Below are 15880 nucleotides of genomic sequence, written 5' to 3' on the forward strand. Positions count from 1 at the left end.
TCCTCTCCGGCGCCGTTCATATCGAGCGGATCAGGGCGTCCGCCTGGCGCGCCCGTACTTCCCAGCGGTTGCGGTAAGCATAGGCAGCCCGCTGTTCCCTAGCCTCCTCGGAATCCGCTTCGCTGAGCAGCTTGCCGAGCTTCCAGCCGAAATCCTCGTGGGTCGTGGCCGTGACGACGTGCGGGTGCATCGCCACGCACTCGGGGAGTGCGGTTGACAGCACCCTTACCCCCGACGCGAGATATTCGTAGGCCTTCACCGGGTTCGTCGCCAGCGTGATGGGATGGTAGCGGAACGGGATGAGGGCCGCATCAAAATGCTGCAGGTACGCCTGCAGCGCTTCGTGCGGTCTCTCGCCCAGCACATGCACGTTGGGGTACTCCTCGTAGGTCGGCACTTCTCCGTACGCGGCTCCGATGGAGACGAACTGCACCTGCGGGAACCAGCGCGCCATCGTCATCACCAGCGGATGGTCGACCCAGTAAGCCCAGGCGCCGATGTAGCCGACCACCGGGCCATGAGGAAGATCCGCGGGCCGGGGCAGCGGCTCCCGCTCCAGGAACCGCTCGTCGGCCGCATTGCGGATCAGCGTGATTCCCTTCTCCGGGTAAGCGAGCTCCAGCCGCTGCCGGATGACTTCGGCCGAGCAGACCACGTGGTTCGCATAGCCCACCATCGGTGCCTCGTACCTAGCCCACTGGGGGAACTCGTCGCAGCAGTCGTAGATGACCCCGTCCGGCCGAAACAGCGGGATCCGTGTGCGCTGCTTGGCCCATGTCGTCCATACCACGACCCGCTCGCTCCCCCTGAGGCGCGGAAGCTCCCGGCCGATGAACCGCTGCGCATCCGTGAAGAGATAGACGTTCGGCTCCACTTCCGTGAACTGCTCTTCGATCGGGGCCGGGTTCTCGAAGTACACCTTGTGCCCGAGCTTGCCCAGATGGGTCATGAGCTGCTGCGGCCGCTGTTTCATATAACTCCAGCTGAGGGTCTTGGGGTAGATCACAACAGCCACTGACGCATCACTCCTTTGTCCATAACCCTTTCAGTGTATGCGGACCTGCTGCGCCGGGTAGCTGTGAGCGCCCGGTCCCGGGCAAAAATGGGTGCTTGCATGCAACGAATCCGGGATGATACCCTTAGGAAGGAAATACCAAAAAAACCTCCCTTTCCCCTGTTGAACGGAGAATCGAGAGGTATGGGGGGATACGATGAGCAACTCCCGTCAGGAGCGGGATCAACAGGTGGACGGCGGCACCGTTACAGCGGTCAGCCGAAGCGAAGGACATACGTTCAGCAAGGCGAACGAGGACCGGATCCGGCTCGTGGCAGGCCTTGGCGTCGAAGGGGACGCGCACCAAGGGGTCACAGTCAAGCACCGCTCGCGGGTCGCCCAAGACCCTGCGCAGCCGAACCTGCGGCAGGTGCACCTGATTCATGCCGAGCTCCACGACGAGCTGCGGGCTGCCGGATTCCCGGTGGAGGCCGGCCAGATGGGCGAGAACGTCACGACACGCGGCATCGATCTGCTCGGTCTGCCGGCAGGCACGCTGCTGCATATCGGGTCCCAGGCTGTGGTCGAAGTGACGGGCCTGCGCAACCCCTGCCCCCAGCTCGACCGCTTCCAGCCCGGCCTGAAGAACCGGCTGCTCGAGGAGAAGCCTGACGGCAGCCTGGTCAGGAAAGCCGGCATCATGGGCATTGTGCTTGCGGGCGGCGAAGTCCGTCCCGGCGATCCGATCCGCGCCGAGCTTCCGCCTCAGCCGCACCGGCCCTTGGAGAGGGTCTAGCGTACTTGGCAGGTGGGACGCATGCCCGGCCGGCAGTTTTGGCAAGAATTGCCCCGATCTTGTGGGCGGTCTTCGCTGTATCATTCGTTCCCGTGACCCGACCCAGCTTCCGTTCGCGGCTAGGATAACGCTTGAAGATTAACAGCCCCGCTCATCAGGAAGCCGCATGGGCGTCCTGCAGGCTGCGTTTTTTGCCTTTAAGCGATAAGAAGAAACAAACAAACAATACCAGGCACGCCAGCGTATACGGGTAATTGATATCCAGGTCGAATAAAAAACCGGCCGCAATGGGCCCAGCAACATTACCGAGACTCGTGAAGGCGGAGTTCAAGCCAGCAACATAGCCTTGCTGATCCTTAGCCACCATTGACATTTGTGTACTGATGGCCGGTCGTAAGATATCGATAGCCAGGAACACGATAAAGGTAACGGCAAAAATCATCCAGAACTTGTGAACGAAAAGCGTCAGCAATATAAAAAGACCAGCAAAGAAAAGGCAAAGCGATATGACGAGCTTCTCACCTAAACGGTTCAATATCCAGCTGAAGGCCGTGACCTGAACCACTGCACCGGCAATCGACCCGAACGTAATAATAAAGGCGATATCTTTGGGCTCGAACCCAAACTTTTGATCCACGAACAGTCCAAACACCGTTTCAAAGTTAGCCAGTCCGAACGACATGACAAACACGATAATCAAGCTTAAAAAATAGGGCTCTCTGTACGCGTACCTCAATTGCGATAGAAGTCCACCCCTCTGTTGGACTGCGCCGGGGCCTGGCGGAGTATCTGCTGCAGCTTCTTTGGAAGGGAGCGATTCCCGGAGCATCAACAATGTGACGCATGCAGCGATCATCCCCGCAGCCCCCGCCGCGTAGAAGGGTACGCGGATTCCAAATTCAGCGATATAACCGCCAATGCCAGGTCCTATAATAAATCCTGTGGTAATGGCTGCTGTAATGTACCCCATCCCCGCTGCGCGTTCTTCTGGTGTCGTGATATCAGCCGCATAGGCCATAATGGCCGGCATAATCATCGCAGCACTAATGCCGCCGAGCATCCTCGAAACAAACAGCAGGACAGGTGAACCCGCTAGCCCAAACAGTCCTTCAGTGATGGCGAACACGATCATGCCGATGACAATCAGCCTTTTTCTGCCGAAGGAATCGGCCAACCGGCCGGCCATCGGCGAGAAAAGAAGCTGAGTGACTGAAAAAGCAGCAACCAACAGGCCGACAATCCCCCCGGTAATGCCCAGACTCTCCATGAACTTAGGCAAAATGGGGACAACAAGGCCAATCCCCGAGAACACCAGAAACACATTAAACATGAGAATCAGTAAAGCTCCCCGATTTTTCGATAATAAGGCCATTCTTTATTCCTCCATACTCATACTCATAAAATACTGAACTTTTATTCAGGATAGGGGCAAAAAAAGGGCTAGCGAGTTGGTTTGGCAATGCCATGCAAAAACACATCCATAGCCAAACGATATGTCGCCAGCGCTTCCTCTCGTCCCATCCTCAGGCTGTGTTGGTTTAATCCAAGGAACAGACTGTCCAAAATAATGGCGAGTCCGGTAACATTGATGTTTTCGAATTCATGGTTATCGATCCCCTTTTGCAGCATTTGCTGATTGAAGGCCAGATATCCTTTGACCATTTCATTAATCCGTTCCTCCACTTCTGGAGCTTTTTCGGAGTTGTTGAAAAATTCATCTGAAGCCTTGGTTAGCGGATGATTGAGCTGGTCGAGCGCTAAATGTTCGGCCAGGCCATATAATTTATCAATCGTAGTGGGATACAGCGTTTCTTTGGCCACCCATGTCTTGCCCCATTCCGCGTTCCACTCTTCAAGTAAAAATAAAAAAAGCCCTTCCTTGTTCTTGAAATGATAATAAATGTTACCTGCGCTGCAGCCTGTCGCTTTTACGATCTCCTCTATGGATGTTGCTTTATACCCTTTTTGAGCAAACAAAGCTCTTGCTGCATCAGCGATTTTCTTCTTCGTTTGCTCGGTTTGCTGTTTCTTTTTGTTCACGTCTGCTTCACCACTTTTCTGGATGACGGTTTCTGGAAGTCAAAAAAAATAATACTGAACTTTCATTCAGTATTATAAGCGACGAATGGGGACTTTGCAAACCCTAAAAAAGAGCAGTCACCTTGGCGGGCAACTGCTACCGGTTGTAGTGCTAACGTTCTCCGATCGTTCATGGGGACTTTTGGAGCGAGACAAAATAAAAAGCTATGTAAAAAGTAGATTCTCCAACCATTCTTCTAGGGTATTTTTTATCAAAAATCTGTCTTTTGATTCGGTTTCCCGAATGACCTGCCAGTGTTCATCCACTTGAACTAACTTATACTGGCCGTCTGGTTGTCCGTCTGGATACCAACCTAGATCAATAATTATTTTCCCTTCCCTAGGTAAGCCCCATTCTCCATCTAGAATTCGCATCTGCACAATTTGCAGAATATCTTCCGTGAAATACTCCCAGTTCTGTATATAGCCATCTTCATCCTGTATGGGTTCAACGTCTGAAAACTTGTTATAACAAACGGCATAACCCATCGGTATTCTCAATGGGAGAAGAGACATAGCCATTTCCTCATTTCTACGGAAGCTGCCCTTACAGCAGCACACTCTCATTTACAAATCGATTGTCCCTGACGATTTTTCTTACCTTCTTCATCGTATCCGGGCCTTTGGGCACTCCAGCGATTCGGTCGAGCAGCAGCCACCGCAGGCAGGCAAGCGCTTCAAAGATCTCCAGTTCCTCCGTCGCTACGGGCATTTCCTCTTGGTATTTGTACAAAAACGTAAGGCTTTTGCTCTCGCTCAGATAGATACGCAGAAGCAAAAGAGCCCATGACAGATCATACCTGGGATCCCCCAGCTGCCCGTTCGTCCAGTCGATCACCGTGTATTGTCCATTCTCCTCTAGAATGTTGCCTACATTGAAATCGCCGTGAATAATCCGGTCCATTCTCATATCCGCGATAGTGACGAGACGGATCAGTTCCTCCTTCATCGCCGGATACGCCTCGATCCCCGGGAAAAAATACCCGACAAAATCATACCTAGCCAGCACGCTCTCCAATCCATCTGGGGGCAACCGGTGAATGTCGGCTAAAGCAGCGGCGATTTTCTTAAAAATGCCCGGATTCACCTTCGTTACTGTAGTGCCGTGATAGCGGGTCAGCAGCACGCCGTCCCCCGTTTCGGTTCGCCCATAGCCGATCGGCTCCGATACGCGGATTCCCTGACGATAAAGAACTTCCAAAAGGCGATACTGGCGCAGGACATCGGGTTTTGAGCGTTTGTTCCACACCTTCAGCACAAAATGCCTCTCACCTTGCGTGATCTTAACCACATCCGCCTCAAGCCCCGGCGAAAGCGGGCTAAGCGTCAGTTCAGCCCCTGAAGCAATCAGGTTGTTCAAAATTGGAGTTGTTTCAAGCCATTCAATCCCCTCCAATGAGTCATCCAGGGGATCTCCCGTTACCTTGCCTTCCCATTGTTTCATATCTCACCTCTATGTGATTTTACTCCTTCCAGAGAATTCAACATTTTGCTGCGTTATCCTCCCACTATGGAGAAACGCAGAGGCGTGCGAACAGCGGCTGGATCCCGTCTACATGAGACGAAAATAAGCGCCGCGACTGCGTATAAGTTAACGAAGCAGTTGCCTAGGTAGGCGGAACATTCGCCTTCGCCTTATATATTCTTGCCAGCCCCTTCTCGAGTACCCGGCACTCCTCTTCATCCAGCATACTTATGAAATAAGCATATATCCCCTGTTCATAAGTTGGCCAAGCTTGCAAAAATGCCCGCTTGCCCTCTCTAGTAATTACCGCATAAGAGCCTCGCCGATCCTCCTGCGTTCGTTCGCGTTGAACAAGCCCCTCTTTTTCCAGCCGCTCGACCACGCGGGTCAATCCGCTTGGAGTCAGTACGACCTTCTCAGCCAGTTCACTCATCCTCAGTTTTTTATTAGGCGCTTGATATAGAGCGACCAGAACATCGTACCACGTTAGCGGTACCTGACTGTGAGCAGACAGATCTTTCTCTATACGTCCGATGATGGTCGAATGCGCGTTTACAAATGCCCGCCAAGCCGCTAACTGATCTTCGCTTAGTTTCTTCATATGATACCGATCCTCCACACCCTAAATTGCATTATGCTTAAATCTTAAATGAAAGTATTTGACTATGCAAATAAATGATGATACTATTTGCTCACGCAATATTTGTATACGCAAATACGTTGGTTGGAGGAGGGGTGCTATGCTGTGGGGTCTTCTTTCAGCTTTATTGTTTGGTACCGCTGATTTTTTTGCGGCGAATTCCAGCAAGAGAATAGGAGCATATACCACACTGTTTTACATGCAGCTTGTCGGATTTATGCTCCTGTGTGTCGTTATGGCCGTATCCGGCGAATGGTACGTATTGCGGTCGCTATCCGGCGTCACTGCGGCCGGATTATGGATGCTCGTTGATCTCGTAGGAATCCTGCTGCTATACAAGGGGCTGCTCGCTGGCCAAGCGTCCATCGTCGCTCCCATTACGTCGAGCTTCTCTGTGGTCACGGTATCGCTTTCGATAGCGTTCGGGGACCATGTAAATTGGCTTACGCTTACCGGCATTGCGCTCACGATCTTAGGTGTTATCGGCGCGACCCTAACCATGCCTCGTTCCGGAAACAAGCAATCCCCTAATGCCAAAGCTGCGGAGGGATCATTATGGGCGATATTGGCGGCCCTGTTTCTTGGGACTGCCTTTTTTGGACTGCGTAATCCGGTTGAGGACTTGGGCGGGATCGCTACAGTCTGGGTTGGACGGCTGCAAGCGATAGTTCTCCTCCCGCTTCTCTCGCTGTTGGGAAAATGGAAACTATCACGACCCAAGCGGGGGCACTGGGGCAATCTGCTTATCGTCGGAGGGCTCGATTCCTTCGCTATTGTCAGTTACAACTTGGGGTTAGGGTATGAACAAACCTCCATCGTAATAACGGCGGCATCCTTGTTCGCCATCGTTACGCTGGTATGGGGAGTCCTACTGGGCAAGGAGCGGCCATTGTGGAACCAATGGATAGGGGTCACGTTGACATTCGCCGGTATTACGATGGTTTCATTGGGATGATTTATTAGTTCTTCCAGCTATGGCTATATGTGCTAACTGGTGAAGTTCGCCAGGCTTTGGACGAGGTACAAAGGGATCAGCTCCTAAGGGCTGTATTCCCGTCCGAATTGGGGAGCGAGTACACTCCACATCGTCCCAATCGCCGTCTCCACCTTGGCCATTCCGTCCGGGGCGCCGACATCTACTGGATCAAGACCAATCTCGGATATCAACTGGGTAACGGTTGCTACCGCTGCGGGGTCATCCCCGTATAAGAAAGCCTTAGCAAGTACGTGCTCCACATCATCGGGCAGCACGGCCAGCAGGATCACCTCGCCGAATGCTGCCGCTTCATTGATCGTGCTGGCCTGTGCGTGGGTGCCCCCTCCCTGCTCTGATTATTTTTATTCTAGAGGATGGAGTCGACTCCAGGTCAATACCTGATTTATTCACTGGATTCAGTTCTACGAATTTCAAGCAACTTAGCTACTACCCAACCATTTAATCCGTATGAAGATTGGATCACGTAGTATAAATAGTTTTCTTTTTTAAGAAAACTACTTAGATCATTCATGTTGTCATAGTACATCGGCCAACAATACTTTTTTTGTTTCTCCAGTAGATTCCTGTTTCCATCAATAAACCGGTCCAACTCATATTCTTGAATGCCAAAGATAATGCTTCCCTCTAAGGGCGCCTCGAATTGATGAGCTAGCACTTCCACAAATAACACTTCGACTTCTTGGTGGTTAGTGGGGGATAGCGTATGGAAGGTTATTTTGTGATTTTTTAGATCCACCTTATAAGATGTGATCTCATTATCATGAATGCTAATCACTTGGACACCTCCTTAGTTGTCTGTAAGCGTCAAATAGCTCCCACCTTGTCTACAAGATGAGAGCTATTGAATATTGCAGCAATGGTTGTTGTTTTACTACTCGGCAGTAAGCGGGAGTATTTCTGGCCACGGAAGCAGCATATCCAGCGTCTCAAAAGCACTAGGATGCGCTGTAGTTTAATCTGATAAAGTACACGAAAGTTTGAACGGCGACTGCGAAACCCTTCGTGTTACCCAGTGCATTAATTTAATTAATTGACATTTATAATGATCTCTGTGTCAAATCTATAGGGAGCAAAAATGGCCTCTCTTGCTTTTGCGTATCTGTTTATATGGGTAGTACCCGGTTTTAGAGCGGTGATCGTACCGTCATTCAAGGAAATTACCCCATTTTCGCGACCTATTGTGTATTTGTAAAAATAGAACCCCAGTTTCTTCCCATTATTCAAAAAAACCACCGGCGGCAGCTTGTGCTGTTGACCAACACTCAAATTAATCGTCGTACTGTCGTCTTGCTGCACAGCCTGTCCACTGCTAACCGCACTAGTAGATGTCCCTTCAGATGCAGATGCCGCCGTACCGCCAATCAATAAAGAGAAGGAAAGGGAAGAGACAAGCAACGTTTTTACCATTTTTCTCATCATATTGTTACCCTCCAAAAATATATAATGTAAAACAGTGACAAATCAAAATAACAGTAAAACAACCCTCTTATCCACACCCCCCCTAATTTACATAACTGATATTTATATCCAGATATATAATATCAAACTATATTTTCTTTTAGTGTTAAATTATGGTTAAATCCATCTTTATCAACCCCTTAGAGATGCCCCCCCTGCAAGCGGGCTTTCAAAAGCGTATTAATCCGCTCGGAGGCGATCAGCATCAAGAGGGCGTACAGCAGGACCAAGACCGGAAATATCCCGATGGTAAATGAAGCCGCGAGCGCCCCGAGCAGCGGAGGCAGCACGGTGCTGCCCGTATAGGCCGCTGCGATCTGGTATCCCATAATCCGGGGAGCATGCCTGCGGCCGAAACGCGCCGGCGTCTCGTGAAGCATGCACGGGAAGATTGGGGCACAGCCGAGCCCTACCAAGATCAATCCGATCAGCGAGCATACCGGTGGAACCGGCAGCAGCAATAACAGAGCTCCGGCCAGCGCGGTCAACTGTCCGGCACGGATGAGTGTCCGGCTGCTGACCCGGAAGGTCACGAACCCAGTTACGAGCCGGCCAACCGTGATCCCGGCATAGTACAAGGAAATCCATCCGGCCGCCGTCGACGCCGGCAACTGCTTGACATGGACGAGGAAGCTGCTTCCCCACAGGCCGACAGACGCTTCCACCCCGCAGTAGAACAGGAATGAGAGCATCGCGAGGAGGATCCCCTGCTTCGCCGGTGGCTTCTCCGAGTCCGTCCCTTCAAGGGGCAGCGGCTCCGCCCCCTCCTCCGTGCGGTCCGCGCGGTCAGCCTCATGTGAGGAGGCCGCCCGTTTCCACAACGGCAGGGATAGGAGCAGAACAGCCACCAGTATCCATTGGATCACGGCAATCGTACTGTAGCCGTCCCTCCAGGAAGCGTCATGGTCGATATACCAGGACAGGATGATGGGACCCAGGGTGGCTCCGACGCCCCAGAAGCAGTGCAGCCAGCTCATGTGATGGGCTTTGTAATGGGCTGCCACATAGCTGTTCAGGCCCGCATCGACAGCGCCGGCTCCGAGGCCCAGCGGCACTGCGAAGAGAAACAGCCACGCCACGGAAGGGGCATGGGCATAACCGAGCAGAGCCGCCGCGGTCAGCATGCAGCTGACCATGGTGACGAGGCCGGTGCCGAACCGCCCGATGACCGGTCCGCTCAGCAAGCTCGACAGGATCGTTCCCGCCGCGATGCTCATCGCGATGTAACCCGCGGTTCCGAGCGGCACCCCGAAGTCGGACTGCATAAGCGGCCAAGCCGAGCCCAGCACCGAGTCGGGCAGCCCCAGAGAGATGAAAGCCATATAAATTAGAACCAGAAAAAAAGTTGCCATATGTATGCCCGCCTATGCTTCGTATTTAGATAACAGGAAACCGGGTTCGAGGGTGCTCAAGGTCTGCACGATCATCCCGTCCACATAATCAGCCGTAAAATCTTCGGAAATCGACAGTTGGGGAACGGCGCCCGGAGGCAGCAGCCTGGAGCAGCCCTGCATCATCGCCGGAAGCTGCGCTTGACCCAGAAAGCTGGCGTTCAGCACAACGAAGTCCGGATTGAGTACGCTGCAGACGGCCGCGGTCAGTCTGGCTGCAGCCTCGCACCTCGCCTCGACCGATTCCCGCAGCAGCGCCCCGCCCCAGGGAATCCCTAGCGGAATCGTCGCCACCTCGCCGGCGAATCCGCGCTTGCCCTTGAACAGCTTCCCTTGGATGACAATCCCCGCTCCCGGCGCGAACCGGTCGGGAATATACAGGTAGACCCCCGTCGCATCCGGAGCTACCCCCTTCTTCTTCCAGAACCCGAGGACCGCCGCATTCACATCGTTCTCCACGACGACCGGCTTACCGTAACGTTCCCGGAAGTGCTCCGTAAGCGCCACGCCCCGGAGCGCATCATAGTCGGACACCATCATCCGCCCCTCGTATTCCGCGCCCGGCAGGCCGAACCCTATCGCGCCAATCGCAGGATAGGCAGCGAGCGCAACGTCGATCAGCGTTTCGAACGTCTGCACATCCACCTTCTCCGTCCTAGCGTCTGTCTCCGATATGGTTTTGCCCGAGAGATTGACCACCGTGCTGCGGATCCGGGTATCCCCTTTCGTTTCGTAGGGAAACAGGATTAGGGCAAGAGCATAATCCGGATTGTAGGCATAGAGCTGCGCCGGCCGGCCTCCGCCCGAAGACACCCGCTCAGCCTCCTGTACTTCCCCCCGCTCCGTCAAATCCTGCAGGAGGGTGCCGACCGTGACGGCGCTCAGCCCCGTAGCCTGTGCCAGCTCCCGTTTGGTGGCCTGCCCCTTCTCTTTGAGCACCCGGCGCACCAGGTGAAGATTCACCTCGCGGATCAGAACGGCATTACCGCCGATGGAATCGATAAGCTCTCCCCCTTCCGTATAAATAAATCACTTTTCAAAAGTGTTTTATAAAGTGGTTCCAAGTTACCATCTTCCGGAGCAACTGTCAATCCCTACAGAGGTATTCCCCCCTCCAGCCGTCTGCCCGGCAAGCCCAAAGAGGAAGCCGCCCTTCAGGCGCTTCCTCCTTGCTTTTACTTGCGGCCTGCCGCCTGGTCAGCGGCAGCTTCCAGCTCTTCCGCGAACTGCCGCGGCGAGATCGTGCCTCCGAGCAGTTTGCCGTTATACTTGCCATCATGTGCGGTTTCTAAAATATATGTATCGTTCATCCCTCTAAGATAGTATCGCAGCTGAGTCAGCTCATGAATTTGGTAAAGTTCTTGAATGTGCAGCAACAACGCAACGCCTGCTTCGACAAAAGTGAGTAGGTAACGGGAAATGTACCCATATACGAAATTATGCACACCCGTATCTCCATGCAATAAGCATTTCATGTCCACATTAGAGATGCTTTCCAGAAGGGACTTCACTCTATGATAGTCCTCCATAGGCAGCACGCTTCCCACCTGAATTCGGGCACCCTCGAGACTTCGCTGATTGAACTCAAGCCACGAATCGCGCGGAGCCGCGAGCCTTCCCCACTTCTCGGTCTGTTCATAGATGAAATCTCCTCCGGTCGGTCGAGCTTCAATACGCAGCTGGGTTCTTCGTTAACTGTCAGCGTATATACCTGCCCATCCGTGGTTCCATTCATGGAATCACTTACCCACCTCTATCGCCTTCACGTATTGTAAGTTACGAGCTCCTTGCGGCGATGCTTTCCGTGAGGTCTTCTCTCTGAAGAGCAGGCACTTCCCACCTTCTAGACCGCCAGCGCCGCCTCATCAATAGGGCGCGGATCCACTCGTCGGCCACGAAGGACGCATAGACGCCTAGCAGCCCCAGGTCAAGGTATACAATGCTCACATAAGCTGCCGGCACCCGGATTCCGATCATAAAGAGAACCCCGAGCACCGCGGGGTAGTTCGCATCCCCCACGGCCTTCAGCACATGCTGATACACCATGCACATGCTGTGCGCGGGCTGGAAGAGAAGCATCAGCCACAGCAAGCGGGTTCCCCACCCGATGACGACCGGGTCGTCTGTGAAGAAACCAAGCAGCGCCTCCGCCTCCACCGCGATCAAGACAGCGGCTGCCGCTCCGAAGATCATCGACCAGCGGATGCCGTGCATGCAGCGTTCCATGGCTTCCGCCGTCCTGCGCCCTCCAATGAGGTGCCCGATCATAATCTGTGTGCCTATCGCAATAGAGGTTGCTATGAGCGAAACGATGCCCAGCGTGCTGTCCACAAAGACTCGAGCGGTCAGGGCCTTGATCCCGAGTCCTGCGATGAAAGAGGTGATGCACAGCTGGGAAACATAGTAAGCCAGGTACTCGATCGTGGAAGGGATGCCGATCCGCAGCAGCCTGCCGGTATATTCACCGGACATGCCCCAGAACCTGCTCGTCTTAGATGAAGATCCTAATTTGGTTATCAGCACCAAGGCCATCAGCGTCATTCCCAGCACCCTTGACAGGACCGTGGACCAGGCCACTCCTTCGATGCCAAACTCCGGCAGCCCGGCGGGACTGTACAGCACCAGATAATTGCCGATGACATGTACCACATTCATGCCCACCCCGATGTACATAACTTGCCGGGTCAACCCATGGCTGCGGAGGATGGCAGATAACGTCAGCATGACGGCCTCCAAGAACAAAAAGCCTCCGACGATCCGTACATACGTAAGCCCGTCGCCCATCAGCTCGGGAGGCGTCCCGAGCCAGGACAAGTATAGCGATGCCCCGCTCCAAAGCGCCAGGCTGCATAACAGCCCGAACACGGCATTCAACGTAACCGCCGTCCGCGCCGCCGCTGCTGCTTTCCGGTGCAGACCGGCACCGAGCTCCTGCGAGATCACGATCGTCGTCCCCGCTGCGACGAAGCCGAACAGCATAATAAACAGCTGTACGATCTGATTGGCGATCCCTACGGCCGCTACGGCTCCGCTGCTGTAATGGCTTAACATATAAACGTCCAAGCTTCCCATCAGGAGATGCAGCAGCATCTCCACAAATATCGGCCAAGTTAACCTTGCCAAGCTTGTTACTGTAGGCTGAGCCTTCATCCATTTCTTCCCCCTGCTGCTCATTTGAACTTAGCGTAGCACGGAAAAGTGCCAATGGCTGTCACCTTTCTATGTTACTATCAAAGGAGTCAACAAGGAGGGCATGCCCATGATGAATAAAGCCCAGCGGCTGCTTCAACTATTCATGACCATTCAGACCAAACATAAATTCAATCTCGCCGATCTGACGGAGGAGTTCCAGGTATCGAAGAGGACGATGCTGCGCGACCTGCAGGAGCTAAGCGAGCTCGGCGTCCCGCTGTACTCGGAGCTCGGCGTTCACGGTGGGTACAGGCTCCTTCGCGACCGCATGCTGCCGCCCATCCACTTCACGGACAAGGAAGCCCTGGCGCTGTTTCTCATTGCCGAATCTCTTCGGGATTACAAGATGCTTCCCTTCGATTCCGAGGTGGAGTCCGCGCTGAAGAAGTTCTATCATTACTCGCCGCCGGAGACCAAAGAAAAGCTCGACCGGATCCGCTCGAACATGCTGTTTCATGTACCGGCACGGCAGCTGGAGACGCCTCATCTGTCGGCCTTGTTCGAAGCCTCCTTAGACCGGCGTGTGGTTCATATTACGTATGAGTCGGAGAGAGGGGTGTCGAACAGAGACATCCAAGCCATCGGCATCTATGCTATGAACGGCTTCTGGTATTGCCCGGCCTACTGCTGCAAGTCACAGGATTACCGGCTCTTCCGGGTAGACCGCGTCACCTCGCTGACTGAGGCGGAGGATCCGACAAGCCGCATCGATATGATCGGATACCAGATCAAGGATTGGGTGTTCTTCGACCGGACTGAGGAGACAGCGGATCTGACTATCAAGCTGACCCGGGCCGGTGTCATCCGCAGCCAGTCCGATCCCTGGATGCTTGAAGGACTTACGGTTCAAGAGGACGGAACCGGCTTGATCCGCCGGAAGGTCACGTCGTCTTATCTGCCCTGCCTGGTCGATGTGCTGATCGGTTATGGGAAGGATGCCGTCGTAGAGGAGCCACGGGTATGCCGTGAAATGATCTTGAACCGCGTCGATGAGATTCGCGAGCTGTATTCCGCAAAAATTTGATCCTCCCCTCCGTGCGCTTGCCGGAAGGACAAGGGAACCAAAGCAAACCAGCCTTCGTCCGGCAGCAAACCGGACGAAGGCTGGTTTTGTCCTATTCTCATTTGGCGATAATATTACATCGGCCCTTGTGACATCGAAAGCATCTTATCTGCGGCATGCTGGATATCTTCCTTGGTGATTTTCGTATCATTGTTGATATCGAACTTAGGGTCAACCATAAACGAATTACTTATTTCGCCCTGATAGAGGGCCAAGTTCCAGATATCGAATAAGTTCACCAACCGATCCCCATTATAATCCATATCCATAAAACTAAACAGATTATAATCCCGGGGGAACCCTGGAACAATCATGGCGTAAGGGGTGCCTGCATTGCCTTTTCTAAACGCAAGCTGTGGGTCAATCCTAAAGGAGATTTTGCCTATGCCGCCAGAGCCGATCACTTTAAGCTTTATAGTCAGCAGCCTTACTTTGCCGCTTTTTGCAGGATACTCTTTAGGGATCCAGCCCATATAATTATTCATATTGAAATATTCATGTTTTGCGAAGACCGCCGTCTTGCCTTCTACGCCAAACTCTTCAGACAACTTAGATTCGATAATTTGAAACTTAGTGGAATCCGGCTTTACATAAAGGAAGAACCCTTCTAAATCGGTAACCTTATCCGCATACACGTTAATGGTTAGGATGCTGTTCGGTTTTAAAACAATGGGGTCATTCTCAATGGCTACATGTGCATACTCATATTCTAACGGGGATGGGTTCTGAGTATGAGATGTAACCGCCCGGCTGTATACATTCTGAGCAACTGCTTGCTGAAGATAAACATCATCGCTGATTGTAAAGACCTGATTGGTCCAATCTTCAGGCAAAGGCGATGCCTCTTCTGCGCTTGCGAATGACGGTAAGAAAACCATGACAGTAAACATGAAAACCATTACCTTGACTATGCTCATCTGCAGTCTCTTCATTCTCTTTGCTCCCCGTATGTAAGATAGGTGTGACTCTATTAATATACCAAACTTCGCATACAGGATTAATAAAGGTTTGATAAAGACTTCCTGCGTCTCTTCTCCAATAAAGGACCAAACGCTTCTACCTGCATCGCAAATATCGTTTCGGCATCCCGTAACGCCGCTTTCTCCAATCTAACTTCCATCGTCTTCCTCCCGCTGGTTGAATCCCCCCAATTGTATCCATTGGGAGATGGAGCTGGCTCCCCTGGTACTGGACTAGCGCATCGCCGCCCAAGCACACCAAACAGCGCCAGCCTTGGCATCGTTCTTGCCTGGGACTGACGCTGTTCGCTTGACTACCTGCTACCGCCTATGCCTGACCGCCATAAATCTTCTCCAGGGCTTCGCGCTGGGGAGGCCTGATATTGATCACCGGCCGGATGTCTTTCGCGATCCGCTCCGCTTCTTCGATCGTCGAGGCTTGGCCCAGCGCGATCAAGGTGCCGACCGCCACCGCGCCGGTCCGGCCCTTGCCGCCGCCGCAGTGGAATCCTACCTTCTTGCCGCTGCGGTAAGCGTCCACGACAGCATCGATCGCCTGGCGGAACCGCTCGTCTTGCGGCGTCTCGGCATGGTCCCCGAGGCCGATCTTCACCCAAGCGGCCTCTGTTCCCGGATACGCGCACTCGGTCGCCTCGTCACGGAGATCTATGATAACGTCGCAGTGTTCCTCCGTAATCATAGCCTCCACGTCGGAAGCGCCGCCAAGATAAATCCGGTCTTCCACTAAGGCTTGATAAGCTTTGCTCATGCTGTGCTCTCCCTTCATCCTTACGGTTATGAATCTCGCTTGCAACCATCGCGAACATTGGACTGTATATCATTATA

19 protein-coding genes are annotated in these 15880 nt (G+C 53.2%); 3 read left to right on the forward strand and 16 right to left on the reverse strand.

Annotated elements, in window-relative coordinates; all coding sequences use genetic code 11:
- Positions 1 to 16: 16 nt before the first annotated feature.
- Complete coding sequence (locus tag O9H32_RS15160; protein ID WP_269866955.1) at positions 17 to 1015, reverse strand: glycosyltransferase family protein; 999 nt, start codon at positions 1013 to 1015, stop codon at positions 17 to 19.
- Between the two features lie 196 nt (positions 1016 to 1211).
- Here O9H32_RS15160 and O9H32_RS15165 point away from each other — a divergent pair, with 196 nt between their 5' ends.
- Complete coding sequence (locus O9H32_RS15165) at positions 1212 to 1790, forward strand: MOSC domain-containing protein (RefSeq protein ID WP_269866956.1); 579 nt, start codon at positions 1212 to 1214, stop codon at positions 1788 to 1790.
- Positions 1791 to 1944: 154 nt separating this feature from the next.
- Here the strand turns inward: O9H32_RS15165 and O9H32_RS15170 are convergent, their stop codons facing one another.
- The 5 genes from O9H32_RS15170 to O9H32_RS15190 all read right to left on the reverse strand — a co-directional run bounded on the left by O9H32_RS15170 (position 1945) and on the right by O9H32_RS15190 (position 5935).
- Complete coding sequence (locus O9H32_RS15170; protein ID WP_269866957.1) at positions 1945 to 3162, reverse strand: MFS transporter; 1218 nt, start codon at positions 3160 to 3162, stop codon at positions 1945 to 1947.
- A 68-nt stretch (positions 3163 to 3230) separates the two neighbouring features.
- Positions 3231 to 3830, reverse strand: coding sequence for a TetR/AcrR family transcriptional regulator (locus O9H32_RS15175; RefSeq protein WP_269866958.1), 600 nt, complete (start codon positions 3828 to 3830; stop codon positions 3231 to 3233).
- A gap of 204 nt (positions 3831 to 4034) precedes the next feature.
- A complete protein-coding gene (locus O9H32_RS15180) occupies positions 4035 to 4358 on the reverse strand; it encodes a hypothetical protein (RefSeq protein ID WP_269866959.1) in 324 nt (107 codons plus the stop codon).
- Between the two features lie 58 nt (positions 4359 to 4416).
- Positions 4417 to 5313 (reverse strand): phosphotransferase family protein, encoded by an 897-nt coding sequence (locus O9H32_RS15185; protein WP_269866960.1) that lies wholly within the window; start codon positions 5311 to 5313, stop codon positions 4417 to 4419.
- A 163-nt stretch (positions 5314 to 5476) separates the two neighbouring features.
- A complete protein-coding gene (locus O9H32_RS15190) occupies positions 5477 to 5935 on the reverse strand; it encodes a MarR family winged helix-turn-helix transcriptional regulator (protein WP_269866961.1) in 459 nt (152 codons plus the stop codon).
- A 139-nt stretch (positions 5936 to 6074) separates the two neighbouring features.
- Between O9H32_RS15190 and O9H32_RS15195 the strand changes: the two genes are divergently transcribed.
- Entirely contained in the window at positions 6075 to 6929 is an 855-nt protein-coding gene (locus tag O9H32_RS15195) for a DMT family transporter (RefSeq protein WP_269866962.1), read from the forward strand.
- Positions 6930 to 7012: 83 nt separating this feature from the next.
- Here O9H32_RS15195 and O9H32_RS15200 read toward each other — a convergent pair whose 3' ends face one another.
- The 7 genes from O9H32_RS15200 to O9H32_RS15230 all read right to left on the reverse strand — a co-directional run bounded on the left by O9H32_RS15200 (position 7013) and on the right by O9H32_RS15230 (position 12970).
- Complete coding sequence (locus O9H32_RS15200) at positions 7013 to 7240, reverse strand: hypothetical protein (protein ID WP_269866963.1); 228 nt, start codon at positions 7238 to 7240, stop codon at positions 7013 to 7015.
- 113 nt (positions 7241 to 7353) lie between these two features.
- Entirely contained in the window at positions 7354 to 7746 is a 393-nt protein-coding gene (locus O9H32_RS15205) for a hypothetical protein (protein WP_269866964.1), read from the reverse strand.
- A gap of 251 nt (positions 7747 to 7997) precedes the next feature.
- The gene (locus O9H32_RS15210; protein ID WP_269866965.1) at positions 7998 to 8390 is read right to left on the reverse strand and encodes a hypothetical protein; all 393 of its coding nucleotides are present in this window, start codon (positions 8388 to 8390) and stop codon (positions 7998 to 8000) included.
- Positions 8391 to 8569: 179 nt separating this feature from the next.
- On the reverse strand, positions 8570 to 9781 hold the full coding sequence (locus O9H32_RS15215) for an MFS transporter (RefSeq protein ID WP_269866966.1): 1212 nt from the start codon (positions 9779 to 9781) through the stop codon (positions 8570 to 8572).
- 12 nt (positions 9782 to 9793) lie between these two features.
- A complete protein-coding gene (locus tag O9H32_RS15220; protein ID WP_269866967.1) occupies positions 9794 to 10783 on the reverse strand; it encodes an ROK family transcriptional regulator in 990 nt (329 codons plus the stop codon).
- 212 nt (positions 10784 to 10995) lie between these two features.
- On the reverse strand, positions 10996 to 11349 hold the full coding sequence (locus tag O9H32_RS15225; RefSeq protein WP_269866968.1) for a hypothetical protein: 354 nt from the start codon (positions 11347 to 11349) through the stop codon (positions 10996 to 10998).
- Positions 11350 to 11596: 247 nt separating this feature from the next.
- A complete protein-coding gene (locus tag O9H32_RS15230) occupies positions 11597 to 12970 on the reverse strand; it encodes an MATE family efflux transporter (protein ID WP_269866969.1) in 1374 nt (457 codons plus the stop codon).
- Between the two features lie 109 nt (positions 12971 to 13079).
- Here O9H32_RS15230 and O9H32_RS15235 point away from each other — a divergent pair, with 109 nt between their 5' ends.
- Positions 13080 to 14036: a helix-turn-helix transcriptional regulator gene (locus O9H32_RS15235; RefSeq protein WP_269866970.1), complete on the forward strand. Its 957-nt coding sequence runs from the start codon at positions 13080 to 13082 to the stop codon at positions 14034 to 14036.
- 113 nt (positions 14037 to 14149) lie between these two features.
- On the opposite strand, the gene O9H32_RS15240 is transcribed toward O9H32_RS15235, so the two are convergent.
- The 3 genes from O9H32_RS15240 to O9H32_RS15250 all read right to left on the reverse strand — a co-directional run bounded on the left by O9H32_RS15240 (position 14150) and on the right by O9H32_RS15250 (position 15803).
- A complete protein-coding gene (locus tag O9H32_RS15240) occupies positions 14150 to 15007 on the reverse strand; it encodes a hypothetical protein (protein ID WP_269866971.1) in 858 nt (285 codons plus the stop codon).
- A gap of 65 nt (positions 15008 to 15072) precedes the next feature.
- Positions 15073 to 15195 (reverse strand): hypothetical protein, encoded by a 123-nt coding sequence (locus tag O9H32_RS15245; RefSeq protein WP_269866972.1) that lies wholly within the window; start codon positions 15193 to 15195, stop codon positions 15073 to 15075.
- Between the two features lie 167 nt (positions 15196 to 15362).
- Complete coding sequence (locus O9H32_RS15250) at positions 15363 to 15803, reverse strand: protein-tyrosine phosphatase family protein (protein ID WP_269866973.1); 441 nt, start codon at positions 15801 to 15803, stop codon at positions 15363 to 15365.
- Between the last annotated feature and the right edge of the window lie 77 nt (positions 15804 to 15880).

Origin of the sequence: Paenibacillus caseinilyticus, from assembly GCF_027533645.1 — a bacterium.
Lineage (GTDB): Bacteria > Bacillota > Bacilli > Paenibacillales > NBRC-103111 > Paenibacillus_G > Paenibacillus_G caseinilyticus.

Bases quoted from the DNA above. Each gene is read 5' to 3' on its own strand.
- O9H32_RS15185 (WP_269866960.1), bottom strand. From the start codon at position 5,313: ATGAAACAATGGGAAGGCAAGGTAACGGGAGATCCCCTGGATGACTCA.
- O9H32_RS15230 (WP_269866969.1), bottom strand. From the start codon at position 12,970: ATGAAGGCTCAGCCTACAGTAACAAGCTTGGCAAGGTTAACTTGGCCG.
- O9H32_RS15225 (WP_269866968.1), bottom strand. From the start codon at position 11,349: ATGGAGGACTATCATAGAGTGAAGTCCCTTCTGGAAAGCATCTCTAAT.
- O9H32_RS15180 (WP_269866959.1), bottom strand. From the start codon at position 4,358: ATGGGTTATGCCGTTTGTTATAACAAGTTTTCAGACGTTGAACCCATA.
- O9H32_RS15195 (WP_269866962.1), top strand. From the start codon at position 6,075: ATGCTGTGGGGTCTTCTTTCAGCTTTATTGTTTGGTACCGCTGATTTT.
- O9H32_RS15210 (WP_269866965.1), bottom strand. From the start codon at position 8,390: ATGATGAGAAAAATGGTAAAAACGTTGCTTGTCTCTTCCCTTTCCTTC.
- O9H32_RS15250 (WP_269866973.1), bottom strand. From the start codon at position 15,803: ATGAGCAAAGCTTATCAAGCCTTAGTGGAAGACCGGATTTATCTTGGC.
- O9H32_RS15245 (WP_269866972.1), bottom strand. From the start codon at position 15,195: ATGGAAGTTAGATTGGAGAAAGCGGCGTTACGGGATGCCGAAACGATA.
- O9H32_RS15240 (WP_269866971.1), bottom strand. From the start codon at position 15,007: ATGAAGAGACTGCAGATGAGCATAGTCAAGGTAATGGTTTTCATGTTT.
- O9H32_RS15235 (WP_269866970.1), top strand. From the start codon at position 13,080: ATGATGAATAAAGCCCAGCGGCTGCTTCAACTATTCATGACCATTCAG.
- O9H32_RS15170 (WP_269866957.1), bottom strand. From the start codon at position 3,162: ATGGCCTTATTATCGAAAAATCGGGGAGCTTTACTGATTCTCATGTTT.
- O9H32_RS15190 (WP_269866961.1), bottom strand. From the start codon at position 5,935: ATGAAGAAACTAAGCGAAGATCAGTTAGCGGCTTGGCGGGCATTTGTA.
- O9H32_RS15215 (WP_269866966.1), bottom strand. From the start codon at position 9,781: ATGGCAACTTTTTTTCTGGTTCTAATTTATATGGCTTTCATCTCTCTG.
- O9H32_RS15165 (WP_269866956.1), top strand. From the start codon at position 1,212: ATGAGCAACTCCCGTCAGGAGCGGGATCAACAGGTGGACGGCGGCACC.